Origin of the sequence: Streptomyces mayonensis, from assembly GCF_018982965.1 — a bacterium.
Lineage (GTDB): Bacteria > Actinomycetota > Actinomycetes > Streptomycetales > Streptomycetaceae > Streptomyces > Streptomyces mayonensis.
This window is the reverse complement of sequence record NZ_JACBYP010000025.1, coordinates 38,747-57,212: the sequence shown is the minus strand read 5'-3', so window position 1 is coordinate 57,212 and position 18,466 is coordinate 38,747. Positions and strand designations below refer to the sequence as shown.

Sequence of the window (18,466 nt, the reverse complement as noted above, 5' to 3'; positions counted from 1 at the left end):
TCCTCAGTCCCATTCCAGGCCGCCGCGCCGCCATACGTACGCGTACGCGACGAAGACGGTGAGCACGAAGAGCAGCATCTCCACGAGCCCGAAAATCCCCAGGGCGTCGAAGGTGACGGCCCAGGGGTAGAGGAAGACGATCTCGATATCGAAGATGATGAAGAGCATCGCCGTCAGGTAGTACTTGATGGGGAAGCGCCCGCCGCCGGCCGGCGTGGGGGTCGGCTCGATGCCGCACTCGTAGGCCTCGAGCTTCGCCCGGTTGTACCGCTTCGGACCGATCAGCGTGGCCATCACCACGGAGAAGATCGCAAAGCCTGCCCCGAGGGCTCCCAGTACGAGGATGGGCGCATACGCGTTCACCGCTCCTCGCTCCTCTCAGTCGGCACTGACTGCTGGCGGTTGCACTGGACTCACAGCCGCCTCAACTGCCCCACGAGCCCCGCCCGTCCCGACGAAGATCGCGAACATGTGAAGCAGGTCACAAGCCCAACTGCCTCGCATCTTATGCCCGCCGCTCTGTGATCTGCGACACGGGGTATTGCACAAGCTTTGTGATCTCCACCACCTGACGAACGATCATGAAGTCGGATGAGCGGTGATCTTCACACAAGAAGCGTTCAGCTGATCACCAGAGGTGACATTTTCGCTCGTCGCCGCTGGCCAGAGGCCTCGCGCGGAGCGCGTCTCCATATCAAGATGGTTCTCGTGCATGCAAATTGGCGCTGGACACGATCACTTGATAGAGGGCCCGTTCACACCTGGAGGGAGCGGCCGGGGCCGGTGTGGACACGTGCACGCGTTCACTAAGTCCGCGCGGAGGTGAGTGGAAACAGGCGGAGAGGCCGGGAGGGGGAGGCACGCGGAGGCGATCCGGCGGGTGACGGATCGGCGCCGTCCGGTCGCGTCGCACGGTGAGGGTCCGGTCGCGGGCTCGGTGGCTGTCCGGTCGCGGGGCACGGAGGGCGGCCCTGACGGAGCGCACCGCTCCCGAGCCGGCTCCTCCACTCCGACGGCATTTCATCGCTCGGCGATTCGGCACGGAAATGCACGGCGATTCCCGCGCCCCCGCTCATGTTCCGCCGATACGGCGCCCGTATGAAGTCCCGGGAAATCGCGCGTACCGGTTCCGTCACGCGTCCGTCACGGAACGCGCTTTTCCCGGACGCCAGTGAACTCCGTGCACCGCAGCGGCGTCATGGCAAGTGTGGAGAACATCCTCAAACGGCCAGTCGAACCTCGGAGAAGAAGAGTCGGAGAGAAGAGCATGCCGGTCCGCCCCTCGTTATCTCTTTCCCTCGCAGCCGTCGTCGCGGTGTCCTTCCTGTCGGCCTGCGGCACGGACAGCAGCGCCGCGGACGGCGGGAAGGCGGAGGGCGACAGACCACTGGCGACCGACAGCGGGCCCGTTCCGGGCGTGCTGCAGCACGGGAACGGGGAGTTCGACACGGCGCAGGCCTCCGGGCAGGTGCACGGCGACGGAAACAAGGTACGGCGGTTCGCCGTCATGGTGGAGGAGGGGACCGGTGTCTCGGCGGACAAGGCCGCCCGGGAGATGGAGAAGATTCTCGCCGACGAGCGGGGCTGGACCGCCGACGGGGTCAACGCGTTCCAGCTCGTCTCGGAGAAGCCGTACGACTTCGTGATCGACATCGCCAGTCCGGACACCGCGGACCGTATCTGCGCCGAGGGGGATCTGGACACCATGGGAGAGCTCAACTGCGACGTCGGGCACAAAGTGGTGGTCAATCTCAAACGCTGGCTGACGGGTTCACCCGAGTTCAAGGGGCCCACCTCCGAATATCGCGCGCTGATCGTCAATCACGAGGTGGGGCACCGCATCGGCCACGGCCACGAAGGGTGTCCGGGCCCGGGAAAGCCGGCACCGGCGATGATGCAGCAGATCTACGGACTCGACGGCTGCGAGGCCAACGCCTGGCCCTACGACACCAAGGGGAACTATCTCGGCGGACCGCCGGTGAAGGGGTCGAAGGCCGGCGACTGACGGCCCGGCGGTTCCCCCCTGCGCGGACCACCGCGGAGTGGCCTCCGTCACACTCATGAGAGTCGCATGAGAACAGGGATTGGCCAACCACTCCAACCGATGGTAGGTGCGGGGCAATTCGGACGTAACGATGAAAGTACGTGATCACGGGCCGATCACGGACGCCCGCTATGTCCGTTAGGGCGTCAATAAGGAACGACACGCCCGGGATTCGGAGGTGCGGTTGAACAATTGTGGCGCACCCCACGTTTCTTGAAGGTATGGAGGAGTCACTGATACCGGTTGTTCCTATGTCCCACACCGCTCACATACGCAGCCACCGGAAGCCCCGCCGCAGCGCGTCGACGATCGCGATGCGGACCGGAGTTGCCGGTGGCGTCCTCAGCACCCTGGCAGTGGCCGGTGCGTCGGGGTCGGCCAACGCGGCCGAACCGGTGACGCAGACCCTTGAACTGCCCACCCTGACGGCCGACCTGGCTGCTCAGGTCGCCCAGTCCGCCGACGTCACGCAGCAGGCGGCCTCGAGCTACGAACTGCGGGCCGAGCGTGACGCCGCGGCCGCGAAGGCCGCCGAGCAGGCGAAGGCGGACCTCGCCGAGGCCAAGAAGAAGGCCGCCGAAAAGAAGAAGGCCGAGGAGGCCGCGCGCAAGGCAGCCGCCGAGCGCGCCGCGCGCACCGCCGAGCGCCCCACGCTGAACTCCTCCTCGGACACCGGCCCCGCCCAGAGCGCGGACACCGGCACCAGCACCGGCTCGTCCTCGGCCACCGGTTCGGCCGCCGCGATCGTCTCCTTCGTCCAGGCCCAGGTCGGCAAGGCGTACGTCTCCGGCGCCACCGGCCCGTCCGCCTACGACTGCTCCGGACTCGTGCAGGCCGCCTTCAAGCAGGTCGGCATCAGCCTTCCGCGCGTCTCCCAGGACCAGTCGACGGCCGGCACCCAGGTCGGGCTGGACAACCTCCAGCCGGGCGACATCCTGTACTGGGGCGGCGCGGGCAGCGCGTACCACGTGGGCGTCTACGTCGGCGACGGCATGTTCGTCGGGGCGCAGAACTCCTCCACCGGCGTGGTCGAGAAGCCGCTGTCGTACGACCCGCCGAGCGGCGCGGTGCGGGTGCTGTAACCCGCCCCCGCGCGCACTGCGCCATGTGCGCGCGCAGTGGTCCCCGCGCAGCGCAACCCCGCGCACTGCACACCGCACTGCGCACAACCGCACATCACGTACACCGCGGACATGTCCGCACGGAGGGCCGCAGCCGCTCGGGGGCTGCGGCCCTCCGGCCTCTCCTGGCATGCTCGGCGCGGGCCGGTGCCCCACCGGCCCGTCCACGAGCCGGAGGAGAGAGAGTCATGCCGAGTGTGTTCGTACAGGGGCGGCCCACCGCCTCCTATCCCCCGTTCGCGCCCGAGGCCCGGCGCGGATCGGTGCGGCGCGTCACCGAGGTCGGCGAGGAGGTCCTGCACCGGCCGTGCCGGGACGTCACGGAGTTCGGACCCGACCTCGCCGCGCTCATCGACGACATGTTCCGCACCATGTACGTCGCGGAAGGGGCCGGGCTTGCGGCCAATCAGGTCGGGCTCGGCCTGCGTCTGTTCGTCTACGACTGCTCGGACGACGAGGGTGTCCGGCATGTCGGGCACGTCGTCAACCCGGTGCTCGACGCCCTCGACCCGGCCGCGCGCCGGCTGCTGGACGAGGGCGAGGGGTGCCTGTCGGTGCCGGGCGCCGTCATGGCCGTACCGCGGCCCGACCGGGCCGTCGTGCGGGGCCTGGACAAGGACGGCGCGCCGCTCCTCGTCGAGGGCACCGGGTACTTCGCGCGCTGCCTCGCCCACGAGACCGACCACGTGAACGGGCACGTCTACCTGGACCGGCTCTCCGCGCGGGAGCGGAAGGCCGCGCTGAGGCAGTCGGCGGACCGGCGCGAGGAGGTCTTCGCGCGCAGGTCCGCCAACGCCGCGGCCTTCGCCTGAGCCGGCCGCGCCGACCGAGCCGGCCGCGGTGGTCGGAAGCCGCGTCCGGGGTCCGGCGACGGATCCGGTGATCAGGCCTTCGGCGCGACCTTGCTCAGCCCGTTGATGATGCGGTCCATCGCGTCGCCGCCCGTCGGGTCCGTCAGGTTGGCGAGCATCTTGAGGGTGAACTTCATCAGGATCGGGTGGGTGAGGCCGCGCTGGGTCGCGATCTGCATGACCTTCGGGTTGCCGATGAGCTTCACGAAGGCGCGGCCCAGGTTGTAGTAACCGCCGTAGGTGTCCTTCAGGACCCGCGGGTAGCGCTGCAGGGCGATCTCGCGCTGGCCCGGCGTGGCCCGGGCGTGGGCCTGGACGACGACGTCGGCGGCGATCTGGCCGGACTCCATGGCGTAGGCGATGCCCTCGCCGTTGAAGGGGTTGACCAGGCCGCCGGCGTCGCCGACCAGGAGCAGGCCCTTGGTGTAGTGGGGCTGGCGGTTGAAGGCCATGGGCAGGGCGGCGCCGCGGATCGGGCCGGTCATGTTCTCCGGGACGTAGCCCCAGTCCTCGGGCATCGACGCGCACCAGGCCTTGAGGATCTCGCGCCAGTCGAGCTCCTTGAAGGCGGCGGAGGTGTTGAGCACTCCGAGGCCGACGTTCGACGTGCCGTCGCCCATGCCGAAGACCCAGCCGTAGCCCGGCAGCAGGCGGTCCTGCGGGCCGCGCCGGTCCCACAGCTCCAGCCAGGACTCCAGGTAGTCGTCGTCGTGGCGCGGCGAGGTGAAGTACGTGCGCACCGCGACGCCCATCGGGCGGTCCTCGCGGCGGTGCAGGCCCATCGCCAGGGACAGCCGCGTGGAGTTGCCGTCGGCGGCGACGACGAGCGGGGCGTGGAAGGTGACCTCGCGCTTGTCCTCGCCCAGTTTGGCCTTCACACCGGTGATACGGCCCGTGCGGTCGTCCACGATCGGCTCGCCGACGTTGCAGCGCTCGTGCAGCCGGGCGCCGGCCTTCTGGGCCTGCCGGGCGAGCTGCTCGTCGAAGTCGTCGCGCTTGCGGACGAGTCCGTAGTCGGGGAAGGAGGCGAGATCGGGCCAGTCGAGCTGGAGGCGGGAGCCGCCGCCGATGATGCGCAGGCCCTTGTTGCGCAGCCAGCCGGCTTCCTCGGAGATGTCGATCCCCATGGCGACGAGCTGTTTGACCGCCCGCGGGGTGAGGCCGTCGCCGCAGACCTTCTCCCGGGGGAACGCGGTCTTCTCCAGGAGCAGGACGTCCAGTCCCGACCTGGCCAGGTGGTACGCGGTCGTGGAGCCGGCCGGCCCCGCGCCCACGACGATCACATCGGCGGTGTTCTCGGAGAGCGGCTCGGTCTCGACGGTCACGGCGGGATCTCCCCAAGTTCGGAATCTGCGTGCCGACCGGCACTGGACATGGGCAGTCTATTCAGCGTCATCGTCCATCCGGCTGAAGGGCTGCCCCGTGAAGCGACCTCTCCCCGTTGTACGGCTGCGCGTTCCCACCGACGAGGACGCCCTCGCCTGGCACCGGGTCTTCGACGACCCGGAGGTCATGGAGTTCCACGGCGCGAGGTCCGCGGAGCTCTCCGTCTACGAGGAGCTGACCGCCCGCCAGCGCCGGCACGACGCCGAACGCGGTTTCTGCCTGTGGACCATGGTGGACGCCTCCGGGCAGGTCCTCGGCTTCACCGGCGCCCAGCCCTGGCCGCGCGAGTGGGGGCCCAGGGGCGAGATCGAGATCGGCTGGCGGCTCGGACGGGCGCACTGGGGCAAGGGGTACGTCACCGCCGCGGCAAGGGAGACCCTTCAGCGGGTGCGGGCGGCGGGGGTGGCCGAGGTGGTCGCGATGGTCGACGCGCGCAACACCCGGTCCATCGCGGTCACCGGGCGGCTGGGCATGCGGCTCGCCGAGGTGTTCACGACTCCGGACTCCGAACGGCAGGGGCACTGCTACCGCCTCGCTCTGGACGAGACCCGCGAACCCGTCGTCACAGTGGGTAGTCGACTGTCACAGTAAGCCACTTGACGCTTCCGGGTGACGTCCGGCGGCGCTACTGTGCCGGGTACCGCTGGGGGTGACGCCCGTGGGCCTGGTATCCGAGAAGCCCGAAGTCCGCGTACCGCGCCTGGTCGGCCTGATGGCCGAGGACGCGTACGACACCGCCCGCGTGCGGGGCCTGTCCCTGCAGGCGCCGGACCGGCCCGACCTGCGGCACGCCGTCGTCGACCACGTCGTACGCCAGTACCCGCAGCCCGGCGCGCAGGTGCCGCCGGAGTCGACGGTGTACGTGTGGTTCGACTTCAGGGAGGGCGAGGGCGAGGGCGGCGGGGGCATCCGTGAGCCACGGGTGCCGCGGCCGCCGCTGGGCGGGCTCCGCAGGGAGCTGGCGGAGCCGGGCGAGCCGCCGGCCCGCCGCGTCGTCCACAGCGTCAGCCTGCCCTGAGCATCTGAAGACCTGAAACATCTGAGGACCCGAGAACCTGAAGACCTGAAGCGCTTGAAACGCTTTAAACGCCTCAAGCACCTCAAGCCTCGGGAGGGGGGCGTCGCGCTCAGGCCGCCTTGAAGCCGCGGTGCAGTGTCACCACGCCGCCCGTCAGGTTGCGCCACGCCACCCTCGACCAGCCGGCCCCGCCCAGCCGCCCGGCGAGCGCCGCCTGGTCGGGCCAGTCGCGGATGGACTCGGCGAGGTAGACGTACGCGTCGGGGTTGGACGACACCGCGCGGGCCACCGGCGGCAGTGCGCGCATCAGGTACTCGGTGTAGACGGTGCGGAAGGGCGCCCACGTCGGGTGCGAGAATTCGCAGATGACGACCCGCCCGCCGGGCCGCGTCACCCGGTGCATCTCGCGCAGCGCCGCGTCCGTGTCCTGGACGTTGCGCAGCCCGAAGGAGATGGTGACGGCGTCGAAGACGTCGTCCCTGAACGGCAGCCGTGTCGCGTCGCCCGCGGTGAACGGCAGCCACGCGTGCCGTTCCTTGCCGACCTTGAGCATGCCCTGGGAGAAGTCGCAGGGCACGACGTAGGCACCGGTGCGGGCGAACGGCAGCGAGGAGGTCGCCGTACCGGCCGCGAGGTCCAGGATCTTCTGCGCGGGGCGGGCGTCGACGGCCTGGGCGACCGCCTTGCGCCAGGCCCGGTCCTGCCCGAGGGAGAGGACGGCGTTGGTCAGGTCGTACCGTTCCGCGACGTGGTCGAACATCGAGGCGACTTCGTGCGGCTGCTTGTTCAGGGAGGCGCGGGTCACGGGCCCATTGTTGCAGCACCGCAGGCCGGCACCGCAGGGCAGCCCCGCGCCCGCGGCCCCCTCACGGCACCAGGCGCGGCCTCCTCCGCGCGGCGACGTCCTCCACCCACCCGAACAGCAACACGAACACCCCGACCAGGACCCAGCCCACGCCCAGCAGGAACCACTGGCTCTCCAGCGGCAGGTACGCCGCGAAGGCCGGCACGTCCCAGCACCGGTCGATCAGCGGGACGGCCAGCACGAGGGCCAGCTCGTGCCAGAGGTAGACGGTCACCGCGCGGGCGTTGAACACGCTCACGAGCCGGTCCAGCCGCCGCATCCGGACCAGCCCCGAGAAGTCGGTGCCGAGCCGTGCCTTGGCGTACATCAGCAGCGTCAGGAACCCGGCCGACCAGAAGGCCTGCGCGAGCGGGATGTCGTCCAGGTCGTAGGTGCCGTACTCGCCCCGGTGCGCGAACGCGTACCAGGCGCCGAAGGCGAGCGCCGCCGACGACAGGGCGACGACCGCGAGCGGCCTCAGGCGGCCCAGGACACCGTCGTGGTGGGCGAAGCCGAGGACCCAGCAGAAGAGGTACGTCGCGAGGTCGAGCAGCCCGGTGCCGAAGCGGTCGTCGGGCGGCTGCCACAGGAACCGGAGGACCACGGCCGGGGCGAGGGACAGCAGCAGCACCGGCACCGGCGCGAGCCGGAACAGCCGCAGGAGCAGCGGGGAGAGCAGGACGAACCACAGGTACGTGCGCAGGTACCAGAGGATCTCCCAGGCCTGTTCGCCCCAGGCGCTGCCCGGCGGGTCGCCGAGCGGCACCACCCAGTAGACGATCTGCCACCCCGGCATCCAGCCGCGCACCAGCATGGCGCCCACGACGAAGAGACCCCAGCACCAGAACGGCGGCAGCAGGCGGCGCAGCCGGCTCCGCAGCACCGCCGGTGCGGGGCGCCGCAGCGACCTGGCCATCAGGCTGCCGGCCAGGCCGAACATCACCCCCATGGAGGGGAGGACGAGCCCCGCCCAGGGCCAGCCGAAGGCGTGGTACGCGACCACCCGGACGAGGGCGAGCGCCCGCAGGGTGTCGAAGTAGCGGTCCCGCACGGGTGTGCTCCCGTCGGCGTGCGCGTCTCCCGCTGCACGCCGGTGCACCGCCCCCTTGCTGTGCGCTCCCATCACCCGTTCCCCGCCGGCGTCCCCACCTCGCCCGTCCGTTTCAGCTTCTGCCAGCGCAGCCGGCCGCCGGTGAGGGCGGTGACGCAGGAGTGGATGAGGACCAGGTACATCATCTGCCGGTACGCCAGCTGCTGGAGCGGCATCATCAGCAGGTAGCGGTACTTCTCCCGGTCGAGCCGGAAGGCGTACGCCGCGCACACCAGCTGCACGCCGAGCACCGCCAGCCACGCGAGCAGCGCCGCGCGGAAGTCGACGAAGACCATGGAGTAGAGCGTGAACACGTCGATGAGCGGGGCGAAGACGGGCGTGACCACCTGGAAGAGCACGACCAGCGGCATGCCGACCCGCCCGAAACGGCCCGAGGGCCCCTTGTCCGTCAGGGACCGGCGGTGCTTCCACAGCGCCTGCATCGTGCCGTACGACCACCGGTAGCGCTGCGACCAGAGCTGGCCGAGCGACCCCGGCGCCTCGGTCCAGGCGCGGGCGTGCTCCTCGTAGACGACCCGCCACCCCGCGCGGTGCAGCGCGATGGTGATGTCGGTGTCCTCGGCGAGCGTGTCGTCGCTCATGCCGCCGGCCTGGAGGACCGCCTCCCGCCGGAACGCGCCGATCGCGCCGGGGATGGTCGGCATGCAGCGCAGCAGGTCGTACATGCGCCGGTCGAGGTTGAAGCCCATCACGTACTCGATGTGCTGCCAGGCGCCGATGAGGGTGCGCCGGTTGCCGACCTTGGCGTTGCCCGCGACCGCGCCGACGGCGGGGTCGGCGAAGGGCTGCACCAGGTGCCGTACGGTGTCGGGTTCGAAGACGGTGTCGCCGTCCATCATCACGACGATGTCGTACCGGGCCTGGCGGACACCGTTGTTGAGGGCGGCGGACTTGCCCGCGTTGGCCTGCCGCACGACGCGGACGCCGGGCAGCCCGAGGGACTCGGCGATCTCCGCGGTGCCGTCCGTCGACCCGTCGTCCACGACGATGATCTCGACGGGGTGCGTGCTGCGCGCCAGCGATCTCAGGGTCGCCTCGATGCACTCCTTCTCGTTGTACGCCGGGACGATCACGCTCACCGGCCCGGTGACGGGCGGGCCCCAGCTGAAACGGCGTCTGTTGCGCTGTCTGTGGTGGCGGCGGGCGAGGACCAGCATCATCGCGAACCGGCCCATGACGGCCACGCCCACGACGACGAGTCCGGCCGAGAGCGCCGGGACCGTCCACTCGGCGACCGCGACGGCCGCGACGAGCGCCTTGCCCTCGTAGAGGGTGGCGCCGGTGGCCTTGTGGTGGGCGGCCTGGAGACCATCACCGCCGGGCTGCTGCGACTTCCGATCACCGTCCGGCTGCTGTGACTGCTGCTGTGACTGTTGCTGTGCCTGCTGGTCGGCCATGGCGCCGCTGACGGTGGTGAAGGTGTAGCCCTTCGCCTGCATCTTCTCGATGTACTTCGGCAGCGCCGCGATCGTCTGCGACCGCTCGCCCCCGGCGTCGTGGAAGAGGACGGAGGCGCCCTCGCCGTCCTCCGGCGTGGCCCAGTCGACGATCTTCGAGACGCCGGGCCGCTTCCAGTCGTCGCTGTCGGTGTCGATGAAGACGCTGGTGTAGCCGTCCTCGCCGAGGCTCTCGTAGACGGGCCAGCTGTAGTTGTCGATGGCGTTCGTCTCGGAGGAGTACGGCGCGCGGAACAGCGTGGTGGTGATGCCGGCCGCGCCCGCCAGTGCGAGCTGGGTCTGCTCGATCTCGCGCTCGACGCGGGCCTCGCTCTGGTAGGAGAGGTCGACATGGGTGAAGGTGTGGACGCCCACCTCGTTGCCCTGCTCGACCAGGTCCCGGACGATGCCCGGGTGGCGCGAGACCATCGAGCCGACCAGGAAGAACGTGCCGGGCACGTCGTACTCCTCCAGGATGTCGAGGACCTGCGGCGTCCAGGTGGGGTCCGGCCCGTCGTCGAAGGTCAGCACGATCGTCTTGTCCGGCACGGAGACGGTGGTCGCCTGTCCGCCGGGGAAGGTGAGGATCGGCCCGCCGTCCAGGACGTCCTCGGGCACGTCGCTCGCGGAGGCGCCGGTGCGGACGCGTTCGTCGCCGCCGACCTCGGCGCGCAGGTAGCCGTCCAGGAGCATCACGCACGTCAGCGCGAGGAGCAGCAGCAGGGCGAGCAGGACACGCGGGCGTTGCAGCGCGGCGGCCCGGCCCGCGGCCCGGCCGATGCGGGAGGGGGCGCGGCGGCGACCGCGCGGTGGGGAGGAAGCGGGTGAGGAGGGAGGCGTGGTGGGTGTGGTCATGGGGGTGGGGGCGTCCGGTCAGTCGGTGGAGGCGGCGCTGGGGACCGCGCTGGGAGAAGCGGAGGGACCGGCGCTCGGTGGAGAGCCAGTGGGAGCGACACCGCCCTGCGGCCCCGCGCCACCGCCCGGACCCGAACCCCCCGCACCGCCTGGACCGCCCGGACCGCCCGGTCCGTCGCCGCCGGCGCCGAAGGGCAGCAGCGAGGAGGGGTTGACCGAGATGCCGACGCCCATGAAGGCGAGGCCCAGGACGGCCGCGTAGCCGACGCAGACGGCACCCACGAGGAGTCCGAGCCGGCGGAGCAGCCGCGCACGGCGTCCGGAGCTGTCGACGAACACGGGGCCTTCGGCGGACCCCTTGCCGCGTTTGCGACGGCGACCGCGCGCGGTGGCGCGGGAGGCGATGGCGGGCTCGGATTGCATGCCCCGGACGTTAAGGAGACTTTCCTGTCGTGAACTGGGAGCTTGTTGAGAGGTCCCGGTGAAAACCGGTCTGTCCTGTGCGTTTCCTGGCAGACAGGGCCGATACGCCTCCTTTCCTCAGCGAAGACCCAGAAACGCGTGCCAGGCTCACTCGTCCGAACACAGACGCCGAACAACGCCGAACAACGCCGAACACGAACGCCGAACACGAACGGCGAACACAGATGTCGAACACAGACGCCGACAGGATCGGGAGCGTACGCACATGAGGGCTCACCGGAAGGCGGCGGCCGGGTGCGCCCTGCTGCTCGCGCTGGCCACGGCGGGCTGCGCCGGACAGGACGACCCCGCAGGCACCGCCGACGCGGCTCCGACGGCACCGGCCGAGTCGTCGGGGGGATCGACGGGCGCGTCGTCGGCCACCGCCTACGCCCCCTACGTCAGCGCCACCACCGCCTCCGCCAACGACACGGCGGGCTCCCCGGCGACGTACAACCTCGCCTTCGTCATCTCCTCCGGCGACGACTGCGCCCCGCGCTGGAACGGCACCCAGGACGTCGACGACACCTCCGTCGCCTCCCGCGTCGGGAAGCTGAAGGAGTCCGGCGCCACGGTCCGCGTCTCCTTCGGCGGCGCCTCCGGCACGGAGCTGGCGGCGGCCTGCGACAGCGCCTCGGAGCTGGCGGCGGCGTACGGCACGGCGCTGGACGCCGCCGGCTCCACGCAGGCGGACTTCGACGTCGAGGGCGACGAACTGGCCGACGCGGACTCCCGCGCCCTGCGCTCGGAGGCGATCGCGCTGCTCCAGGAGGAGCGGAGCGACCTGGAGGTCTCGTTCACCCTGCCGGTGATGCCTTCCGGCCTGGACTCGGACAGCCTGGCGCTGCTGGCGTCCGCCAACGACCATGCCGTACGGGTCGCCACGGTCAACCTCATGACGATGAACTACGGCGAGTCCTACACCGGCGACATGGGCGAGTACGCCCTCACCTCGGCGAAGGCCGCGCACACGCAGCTCAGGGAGGTCTTCGGGACGTCCGACGCGGACGCGTGGCGGGGCATGGCGCTCACCTCGATGCTGGGCGTCAACGACGTCGCCGGTGAGACGTTCACCCTCGACGACGCGGCCGAGGTCCGCGCCTTCGCCGAGGAGAAGGGGATCGGCTGGGTGTCGGTGTGGGCGGCCTTCCGGGACACGCAGTGCGCCGACGACGCGCCGGCCACCGACGCGCTCACCACGTGCAGCGGCGTGGAGCAGGAGGACGGGGAGTTCGGGACGGCGTTCGGTACGTAGACCACGTAGACCACGTAGGCCACGTAGGCCACGTAGACCACGTGGACCGGTCGGACCGCGCCCGTGGACCGCGCGTTCAGCGCCCCCGGTAGACCAGGCGGCCGCCCACGACGGTGGCCACGCACGTGGCCGCGCCGTCCCGCACGAGCGCGGCCCGGTCGGGTACGTCGAACACCGCGAACCGGGCGGGCTTCCCGGGAGCGAGTGCGGGAAGCAGCACCAGCGGCACCGGCGAGAAGGACGCGGGCCCGGGCAGCCCGGCCGGACGCGCCGCCAGGGCGAGCCCCGCTCCCCGCACCGCGTCGAGGACCGCGCGGCCCCGTAGTTCTCCGGCGACGGCGACCGTGCCGTGGGCCAGCATCCGCTGCACCCCTCGGCGGGCGCTGCCGCCCCGCGCGGACGGGTTCGCACCGAGGAGGGCGAGCGCGCGCTCCCCGAAGAGCGGCTCGGTGCCCAGCCGGTCCGCTTCGCGCGGGTCGGGGTGGTACGCCTGCTCCAGCAGTTCCGGGCCGTACGGGTTGAGCAGTCCGGGCGTCAGGATGCCGGGCCACCGGCGCACCCGCGCCCGCGGGTGGCCGGCGGCCAGCCCCTCGTACGGTCCGACGGCGGCGAGCTGCGCGCCGTCGACCGCGACGGCCGCCTCCGGCGAGGCTTCGGCAACGTGGATCGTCAGCACGGCAGCTTCAGTTGGAGGCGAGCAGCTTCAGCTCGGGGTGCGCCGTGCCGCCCTCGATCGCCGTGGACGAGATGTGCGAGACGACGCGCTCGTCGACGGGGTCGTTCGCCGGGTCGTCGTGCACGACGAGGTGCTCGTACGTGGTGGCCCGCTGCGCGGGCACCCGCCCCGCCTTCCTGATCAGGTCGATGATCTCCAGCCGGTTGGACCGGTGCTTGGCGCCCGCGGAGGAGACGACGTTCTCCTCCAGCATGATCGAACCGAGGTCGTCGGCGCCGTAGTGCAGGGAGAGCTGCCCGACCTCCTTGCCCGTGGTCAGCCACGACCCCTGGATGTGCGCGACGTTGTCCATGAACACCCGCGCGATGGCGATCATCCGCAGGTACTCGAAGAGCGTGGCCTGCGTACGGCCCTTCAGGTGGTTGTTCTCGGGCTGGTAGGTGTACGGGATGAAGGCGCGGAAGCCGCCGGTGCGGTCCTGCACGTCCCGGATCATCCGCAGGTGCTCGATGCGCTCGGCGTTGGTCTCGCCGGTGCCCATGAGCATGGTGGACGTCGACTCCACGCCCAGGTTGTGCGCGATCTCCATGATCTCCAGCCACCGCTCGCCGGACTCCTTCAGCGGCGCGATCGCCTTGCGGGGCCGCTCGGGCAGCAGCTCGGCACCGGCACCGGCGAAGGAGTCGAGCCCGGCGGCGTGGATGCGGGTGATGGCCTCCTCGACCGACACCTTGGAGATCCGCGCCATGTGCTCGACCTCGCTCGCCCCCAGGCTGTGGATGACGAGTTCGGGGAACTCCTTCTTGATGGCGGCGAAGTGCTTCTCGTAGTACTCCACGCCGTAGTCCGGGTGGTGGCCGCCCTGGAACATGATCTGCGTGCCGCCCAGCTCGATCGTCTCCGCGCAGCGGCGCAGGATGTCGTCGAGTTCGCGGGTCCAGCCCTTTTTGGTGTCCTTGGGGGCCGCGTAGAAGGCACAGAACTTGCACGCCGTGACGCACACGTTCGTGTAGTTGATGTTGCGCTCGATGATGTACGTGGCGATGTGCTCGGTACCGGCGTACCTGCGCCTGCGTACGGCGTCGGCGGCGGCGCCCAGCGCGTGCAGCGGGGCGTCGCGGTAGAGGTCGAGCGCCTCTTCGGGGGTGATCCGCCCACCGGCGGCGGCGCGGTCGAGGATGGGCTGAAGGTCGGCCTTCTCGGTCACCGGCTTCCCTTTCGCAAGGTTCGTAAGGGTTGTGGACAGACCTGCCCAGGGTACGCCAGGCCTTTCGCCCCCTCGTGGTCAGGCCGCGAAGGCGCCGACCAGGACGCCGAGGAAGGCGCCCGCGATGAGGAACGGCCCGAACGGGATGGCCGTCTTGCGCCCCGCCCGCCGGGTGACGAGGAGGGCACCGCCGTACAACGCGCCGAGCAGGAACCCGGCGAAGGTGCCCAGCATCAGCGTGGGCCAGCCGTACCAGCCGAGGACGGCGCCGGCGGTGAGGGCCAGCTTCACGTCGCCGAAGCCCATGCCGGCCGGGTTGATGAGGAACAGCACGAGGTAGCCGGCGCCGAGGGCGAGGGAGCCCAGCAGGGCGGTGGTCCACTCCCCCGCGTGCTCGGGTACGAGCGCGACGAGCCCGAGCAGGAGGAGCGCGGCCCCGGCGAGCGGGAGGGTGAGGGGGTCGGGCAGTCGCCGTACCCGCAGGTCGACGGCGGCGAGGAGTACGCCGACCGGGGCGAGGAGCAGCCAGACGGCGACCTCGGGCCGGGCCCCGGTGGCGGCGGCCAGGGCGACGCAGACGACGGCGGTGACGGCGGCGAGGAGACCGGCACCGGGACCGTACGCGCCCTGCCCGCGCCCCCCGCTCTCCCCGTTCTCCCCGTTCTCCCCGCTCTCCCCGCTCTCCCCGTCGGCGCACTGCCCGCAGCGGGCCGGCCCGAGCCAGCCGCGCACCTGATGCTCCCGCGGGCACCGCTCGCGCCACGCCTCTCCGGACGGGGCGGAGAACCGGTACACGGCGCGGGGCAGCAGCGCGCCCGCCGCCACGCCCCAGAGCGCGGCGACGAGAACGGCCAGCAGGTCGAAGTCCACCCCGAGCCCCTCTCCGAGACTCGTCACGAAACCCGTCCCCAGACTCATCCCTGGCCCCATCCTCAGACCCATGCCCAGCCCATGCCCAGACCCATCCCTGGCCCCGTCTCCGGACCCATCCGGCGGCCCGGGGCTCAGCCCGTTGCCGCGGCGCCGTCGCGCCAGGCCGGCAGGAGTTCGTCGAGCAGCGCCTCGGTGCGCGGCGGCAGACCGCGCGCGCCACTGCGGCCGATGAGGTCGGCGGCGAGAGCACGCAGCCGGTCGGTGTCCTCGGTGGCGTGCGTGGCGCGCAGCAGCTCGTGCCACAGGCGCTCGTCGGCGGGGGCGGTGCGCAGGGCCGCGTTCAGCGCCTCGATGGCCTTCTCCGCACGGTTCTTCTCCAGGTGGAACTCGCAGAGTGCCAGCCCGGTGTCCGCGACGAGGAGCGGGAGCTGGGCGTCGACGATCTCGTGGGTGAGCCAGCGGTAGCGGCCCTCGGGCCGGTCGGCGAGGAGCGGCCCGCGCACCAGCACCAGCGCGTCGGTGAGCAGCCGGCCGCGCACCTGGCGGCTGCCGGCGCCCCGGCCCTGTGTGGCCTCGTGGTAGAGGGAGCGCAGTACGTCGAGGTCGGAGACGACGGACTTGGCGAGGGTGAGCCGACCCGCGTCGTCGGTGCGCAGCCGGGCGCCGCCGTCGGGGTCGGTGCCGAGCCAGGTCCGCAGCCGGTCGAGGAGCGCGTCGCGTACGTCCTCGGTGACGCCGCGCGGCCACAGCGCGGAGGAGAGCACGCGCGGGTGGACGCCCTCGCGGTGCAGCAGGAGCAGCGCGAGCGCCTCGTGGAGCTGGGCGCTGCGGTCGCTTTCGGGCGCGTCCAGCCCGATGATCTCGTACGACCCGACGAGCCGGGCGTACACCGCGGGCCGCCCCTGCTCGCTGATGTCGACGAGGAACGGCGGCCTGTTGGCGGACCCGCCGGATCCGCCGGACCCGCCGAAGTCCCCGGAGCCGTCGGGCCCGTGCCCGGGATCGGCGTCGCTGAACAGCCGGACGACGGCCCGCTGCTGGGCGACCGGCAGCAGTTGCGCGTCCAGCTCGAGACCGAGCAGCGGCGCGAGCAGCCGCCCCTGCCCGGTGATCTCCAGCTCCCAGGCGGCACCGGGCAGGTCCGCACTCCCGGTCCCCACGAGGTAGCCGATGCCGAGCCGGCCGGCGTCGGCGGCGAGTTCGGCGAGCCGCAGCGCCTCCTCGTCGGACGGCTGGGCGGCGAGCAGGACGAGGTGCGGGGCCCAGCGCGTGTGCTGGGCGGGCCCGGTGCGGCCGGTGAGCACGGAGTCGTGCCCGGCGGCGCCGAGCGCGCCGCGCCGCTGCCGGGTCTCGGCGGACATGGTCTCGAAGAGGTCCTCGAACCCGTCGAGATGGCGGATCCGGTTGGGCGCGAGCGGCGTGAGGTCGTCGCCGAACCCGACGAGGGTGATGGTCATCCGGTCCGACCAGCCGTTGGTGGCCAGTTCGGCGGCGACCGACGCGAACACGGCGGCCCGGTCGGCCTCGGTGCCGCTGAGCGAGACGATGCCGGGCACGGCCTCCAGGTTGAGCAGCAGCCGGGAGTCGTCCATGGTGCCGAGACTGACGAGCCCCGGGTACGGCGCGGCCGTCTCCGCGTCCTCGTACCGCTCGGCGTCGGCGCGGGTCAGCATCCAGAACGTCTGGTCCTGCCCGAGCTGCCAGGGCGCGGGCGGCTTCCCGGCGGGCTGGGCGAGCTGGAGGTGCAGGTCGCCGTTGCCGCTCATCCAGGCCGCGTAGACCACGGGCAGCGCGCGCGACTCGCCGGCGAGCGACGCGGCCAGCCCGCGCAGCGAACGGTCCAGCAGGCGTACGCCGTCGGGGTCGGCGCCGACGAGCAGCGCGTCCTGCACGTCCTGGGCGTCACCGGTCGGCGTGGGCGGCTCCATGCCGCGCCGCCCGCCGACGGCCCCGAGCGCCGACTGCCACAACGCCTGCCGTCGCCTGCGGCCGAGGGCGCCGAGGAGCCCGGCGGCGAGGAGGGGCGCGGCGAGGAGCGCCTCGGGCAGCCCGAACGACTGCCCGGCGTCGGCAGCGGGAGACGCGGACGTGGCAGGAGCGGCCGGCGTAGCAGGCGCGGCGGGCGTCGCAGGCATGGGCGCAGGCCGCTGCTCGGGTACGGACACGCGCGCGTCCCCAGCACCCCCACCACTCCCGCTGCCGCTGCCGCTGCCACTGCCGGCATGGCCCCCGCTCCGGGCGTAGTCACTGATCTGCTGCTGCACCTGCTCGGAGACGTCGGGTGCCTCGTCCGGCATCTCGACGAGCTCGCCACCGCGCGCGTCACCGGGCATCTCCATGATCCAGCCCGGCCGGATGAGCGAGGCCTCGGACAGCCTGGACCCGTCGGGCTGCACCCGGTCCTTGTTGAGCTCGAAGATCTCCTTGTACCGCCGCCCGTCCCCGAGGTGCCGTTCGGCCACCTCCCACAGCGAATCGTGGTGGCGTCCCTCCGGCGGCTGGATCCGGTAGTACTTCGTGTCCCCGTGCGCCGCGGAGCCGCCGCCGTCGGCCCGCGCCGCGGCCTGCCCCGCCTGTCCGGCCTGCTCCGCGAGGGCACTCGCCGTGGCGGCGGCCTGCTCCTGCTGCTGGGCGAAGAGCCCCGGCGTCTGCTGCGCGGCGGCGACGGCCGGCTGCTGATTCCCCTCCAGGCCCTGCCCGAGCTGCGACAGCCCCGGCGTGAGGCTCGCGGCGGTGGCGCCGAAGAGCAGCAGCGCGGCGACGAGCTGCCGGGCCAGCAGCTGACTGGGCCCGGACCCGGGCACCCGCCCCGGCACGCCGGCGCCGGACAGCGCGGCCTTGACCTCCACGAGCACACAGGCGGTGAACTGCGCCCACGCGAGCCAGACGATGACGGTCAGGATGTGCAGGAAGGTCTGCACGGTGATCTCACGCTGCAGCCAGTCGAGACTGGGCGCACCGCCGGGCAGCGGCCAGCCGACCTGCATGGCCAGCGCGAGCGGCACCCCCACGACCAGCCCCGCCAGCGCGACGAAGGCGAAGAACGCCTTGACGAAGTCCCCGAACGACCGCCGCCGCACCCGCACGGGCTGAGGCGTGCGGTTCCTCGGCGCCGGGGAACCCGAGGATGCGGAGGGCGCTGCCGAAGGAGCCGAGGGAGCCGTCGAGCTGGAGGAGCTTGATGTACGGCGTCGCGGCATGGCGTGGAGTCCTGGGTAGTGGGCGGCAGAGGCCGGAGGCGTCCGGTATGAGGGGTGTGCTGAGCCTACAGAGATCTTATGGACTCCGACCGACAGCGGCGAAGGCCCGAGAACGGCCATCTCACAA

The 18,466-nt window shown here is 71.8% G+C and carries 16 protein-coding genes; 6 read left to right on the top strand and 10 right to left on the bottom strand.

Annotation, left to right across the window (positions count from 1 at the left end):
• Window positions 1–3: 3 nt before the first annotated feature.
• A complete protein-coding gene (locus HZS56_RS12630) occupies window positions 4–363 on the bottom strand; it encodes an NADH-quinone oxidoreductase subunit A (RefSeq protein WP_003974383.1) in 360 nt (119 codons plus the stop codon).
• A gap of 904 nt (window positions 364–1,267) precedes the next feature.
• Here HZS56_RS12630 and HZS56_RS12625 point away from each other — a divergent pair.
• From HZS56_RS12625 to def, 3 genes are all read left to right on the top strand, one after another.
• A complete protein-coding gene (locus HZS56_RS12625; RefSeq protein WP_253914138.1) occupies window positions 1,268–2,005 on the top strand; it encodes a DUF3152 domain-containing protein in 738 nt (245 codons plus the stop codon).
• A gap of 290 nt (window positions 2,006–2,295) precedes the next feature.
• Window positions 2,296–3,126: a C40 family peptidase gene (locus HZS56_RS12620; protein WP_216720776.1), complete on the top strand. Its 831-nt coding sequence runs from the start codon at window positions 2,296–2,298 to the stop codon at window positions 3,124–3,126.
• Between the two features lie 227 nt (window positions 3,127–3,353).
• Window positions 3,354–3,977 (top strand): peptide deformylase, encoded by a 624-nt coding sequence (gene def / locus HZS56_RS12615; RefSeq protein ID WP_216720775.1) that lies wholly within the window; start codon window positions 3,354–3,356, stop codon window positions 3,975–3,977.
• Between the two features lie 71 nt (window positions 3,978–4,048).
• Here the strand turns inward: def and HZS56_RS12610 are convergent, their stop codons facing one another.
• Entirely contained in the window at window positions 4,049–5,341 is a 1,293-nt protein-coding gene (locus HZS56_RS12610; RefSeq protein ID WP_216720774.1) for a geranylgeranyl reductase family protein, read from the bottom strand.
• 97 nt (window positions 5,342–5,438) lie between these two features.
• On the opposite strand from HZS56_RS12610, the gene HZS56_RS12605 reads away from it, so the two are divergent.
• Window positions 5,439–5,993, top strand: coding sequence for a GNAT family N-acetyltransferase (locus HZS56_RS12605; RefSeq protein ID WP_216720773.1), 555 nt, complete (start codon window positions 5,439–5,441; stop codon window positions 5,991–5,993).
• A 67-nt stretch (window positions 5,994–6,060) separates the two neighbouring features.
• Complete coding sequence (locus tag HZS56_RS12600; protein WP_216720772.1) at window positions 6,061–6,420, top strand: PASTA domain-containing protein; 360 nt, start codon at window positions 6,061–6,063, stop codon at window positions 6,418–6,420.
• A gap of 109 nt (window positions 6,421–6,529) precedes the next feature.
• Here HZS56_RS12600 and HZS56_RS12595 read toward each other — a convergent pair whose 3' ends face one another.
• The 4 genes from HZS56_RS12595 to HZS56_RS12580 form a co-directional block, all read right to left on the bottom strand.
• Window positions 6,530–7,225: a demethylmenaquinone methyltransferase gene (locus HZS56_RS12595; RefSeq protein ID WP_216720771.1), complete on the bottom strand. Its 696-nt coding sequence runs from the start codon at window positions 7,223–7,225 to the stop codon at window positions 6,530–6,532.
• Window positions 7,226–7,286: 61 nt separating this feature from the next.
• Window positions 7,287–8,387, bottom strand: coding sequence for an acyltransferase family protein (locus tag HZS56_RS12590; protein WP_216720770.1), 1,101 nt, complete (start codon window positions 8,385–8,387; stop codon window positions 7,287–7,289).
• Entirely contained in the window at window positions 8,387–10,666 is a 2,280-nt protein-coding gene (locus HZS56_RS12585; RefSeq protein ID WP_216720769.1) for a bifunctional polysaccharide deacetylase/glycosyltransferase family 2 protein, read from the bottom strand. Before HZS56_RS12585 ends, HZS56_RS12590 begins: the two co-directional genes overlap by 1 nt.
• Before the next feature lie 18 nt (window positions 10,667–10,684).
• Window positions 10,685–11,089, bottom strand: a complete 405-nt coding sequence (locus HZS56_RS12580; RefSeq protein ID WP_216720768.1) for a hypothetical protein — start codon at window positions 11,087–11,089, stop codon at window positions 10,685–10,687.
• Window positions 11,090–11,354: 265 nt separating this feature from the next.
• Between HZS56_RS12580 and HZS56_RS12575 the strand changes: the two genes are divergently transcribed.
• On the top strand, window positions 11,355–12,383 hold the full coding sequence (locus tag HZS56_RS12575; RefSeq protein ID WP_216720767.1) for a chitinase: 1,029 nt from the start codon (window positions 11,355–11,357) through the stop codon (window positions 12,381–12,383).
• Window positions 12,384–12,459: 76 nt separating this feature from the next.
• On the opposite strand, the gene HZS56_RS12570 is transcribed toward HZS56_RS12575, so the two are convergent.
• The 4 genes from HZS56_RS12570 to HZS56_RS12555 all read right to left on the bottom strand — a co-directional run bounded on the left by HZS56_RS12570 (window position 12,460) and on the right by HZS56_RS12555 (window position 18,339).
• Entirely contained in the window at window positions 12,460–13,059 is a 600-nt protein-coding gene (locus tag HZS56_RS12570) for a hypothetical protein (protein WP_216720766.1), read from the bottom strand.
• Between the two features lie 7 nt (window positions 13,060–13,066).
• Window positions 13,067–14,266, bottom strand: a complete 1,200-nt coding sequence (mqnC, locus tag HZS56_RS12565) for a cyclic dehypoxanthinyl futalosine synthase (protein ID WP_216720765.1) — start codon at window positions 14,264–14,266, stop codon at window positions 13,067–13,069.
• A 78-nt stretch (window positions 14,267–14,344) separates the two neighbouring features.
• Window positions 14,345–15,184 (bottom strand): prepilin peptidase, encoded by an 840-nt coding sequence (locus HZS56_RS12560; RefSeq protein ID WP_216720764.1) that lies wholly within the window; start codon window positions 15,182–15,184, stop codon window positions 14,345–14,347.
• 86 nt (window positions 15,185–15,270) lie between these two features.
• Window positions 15,271–18,339 carry a bacterial transcriptional activator domain-containing protein gene (locus tag HZS56_RS12555; RefSeq protein ID WP_216720763.1) on the bottom strand — a complete coding sequence of 1,023 codons (3,069 nt, stop codon included), beginning with the start codon at window positions 18,337–18,339 and terminating at the stop codon, window positions 15,271–15,273.
• Window positions 18,340–18,466: the final 127 nt, after the last annotated feature.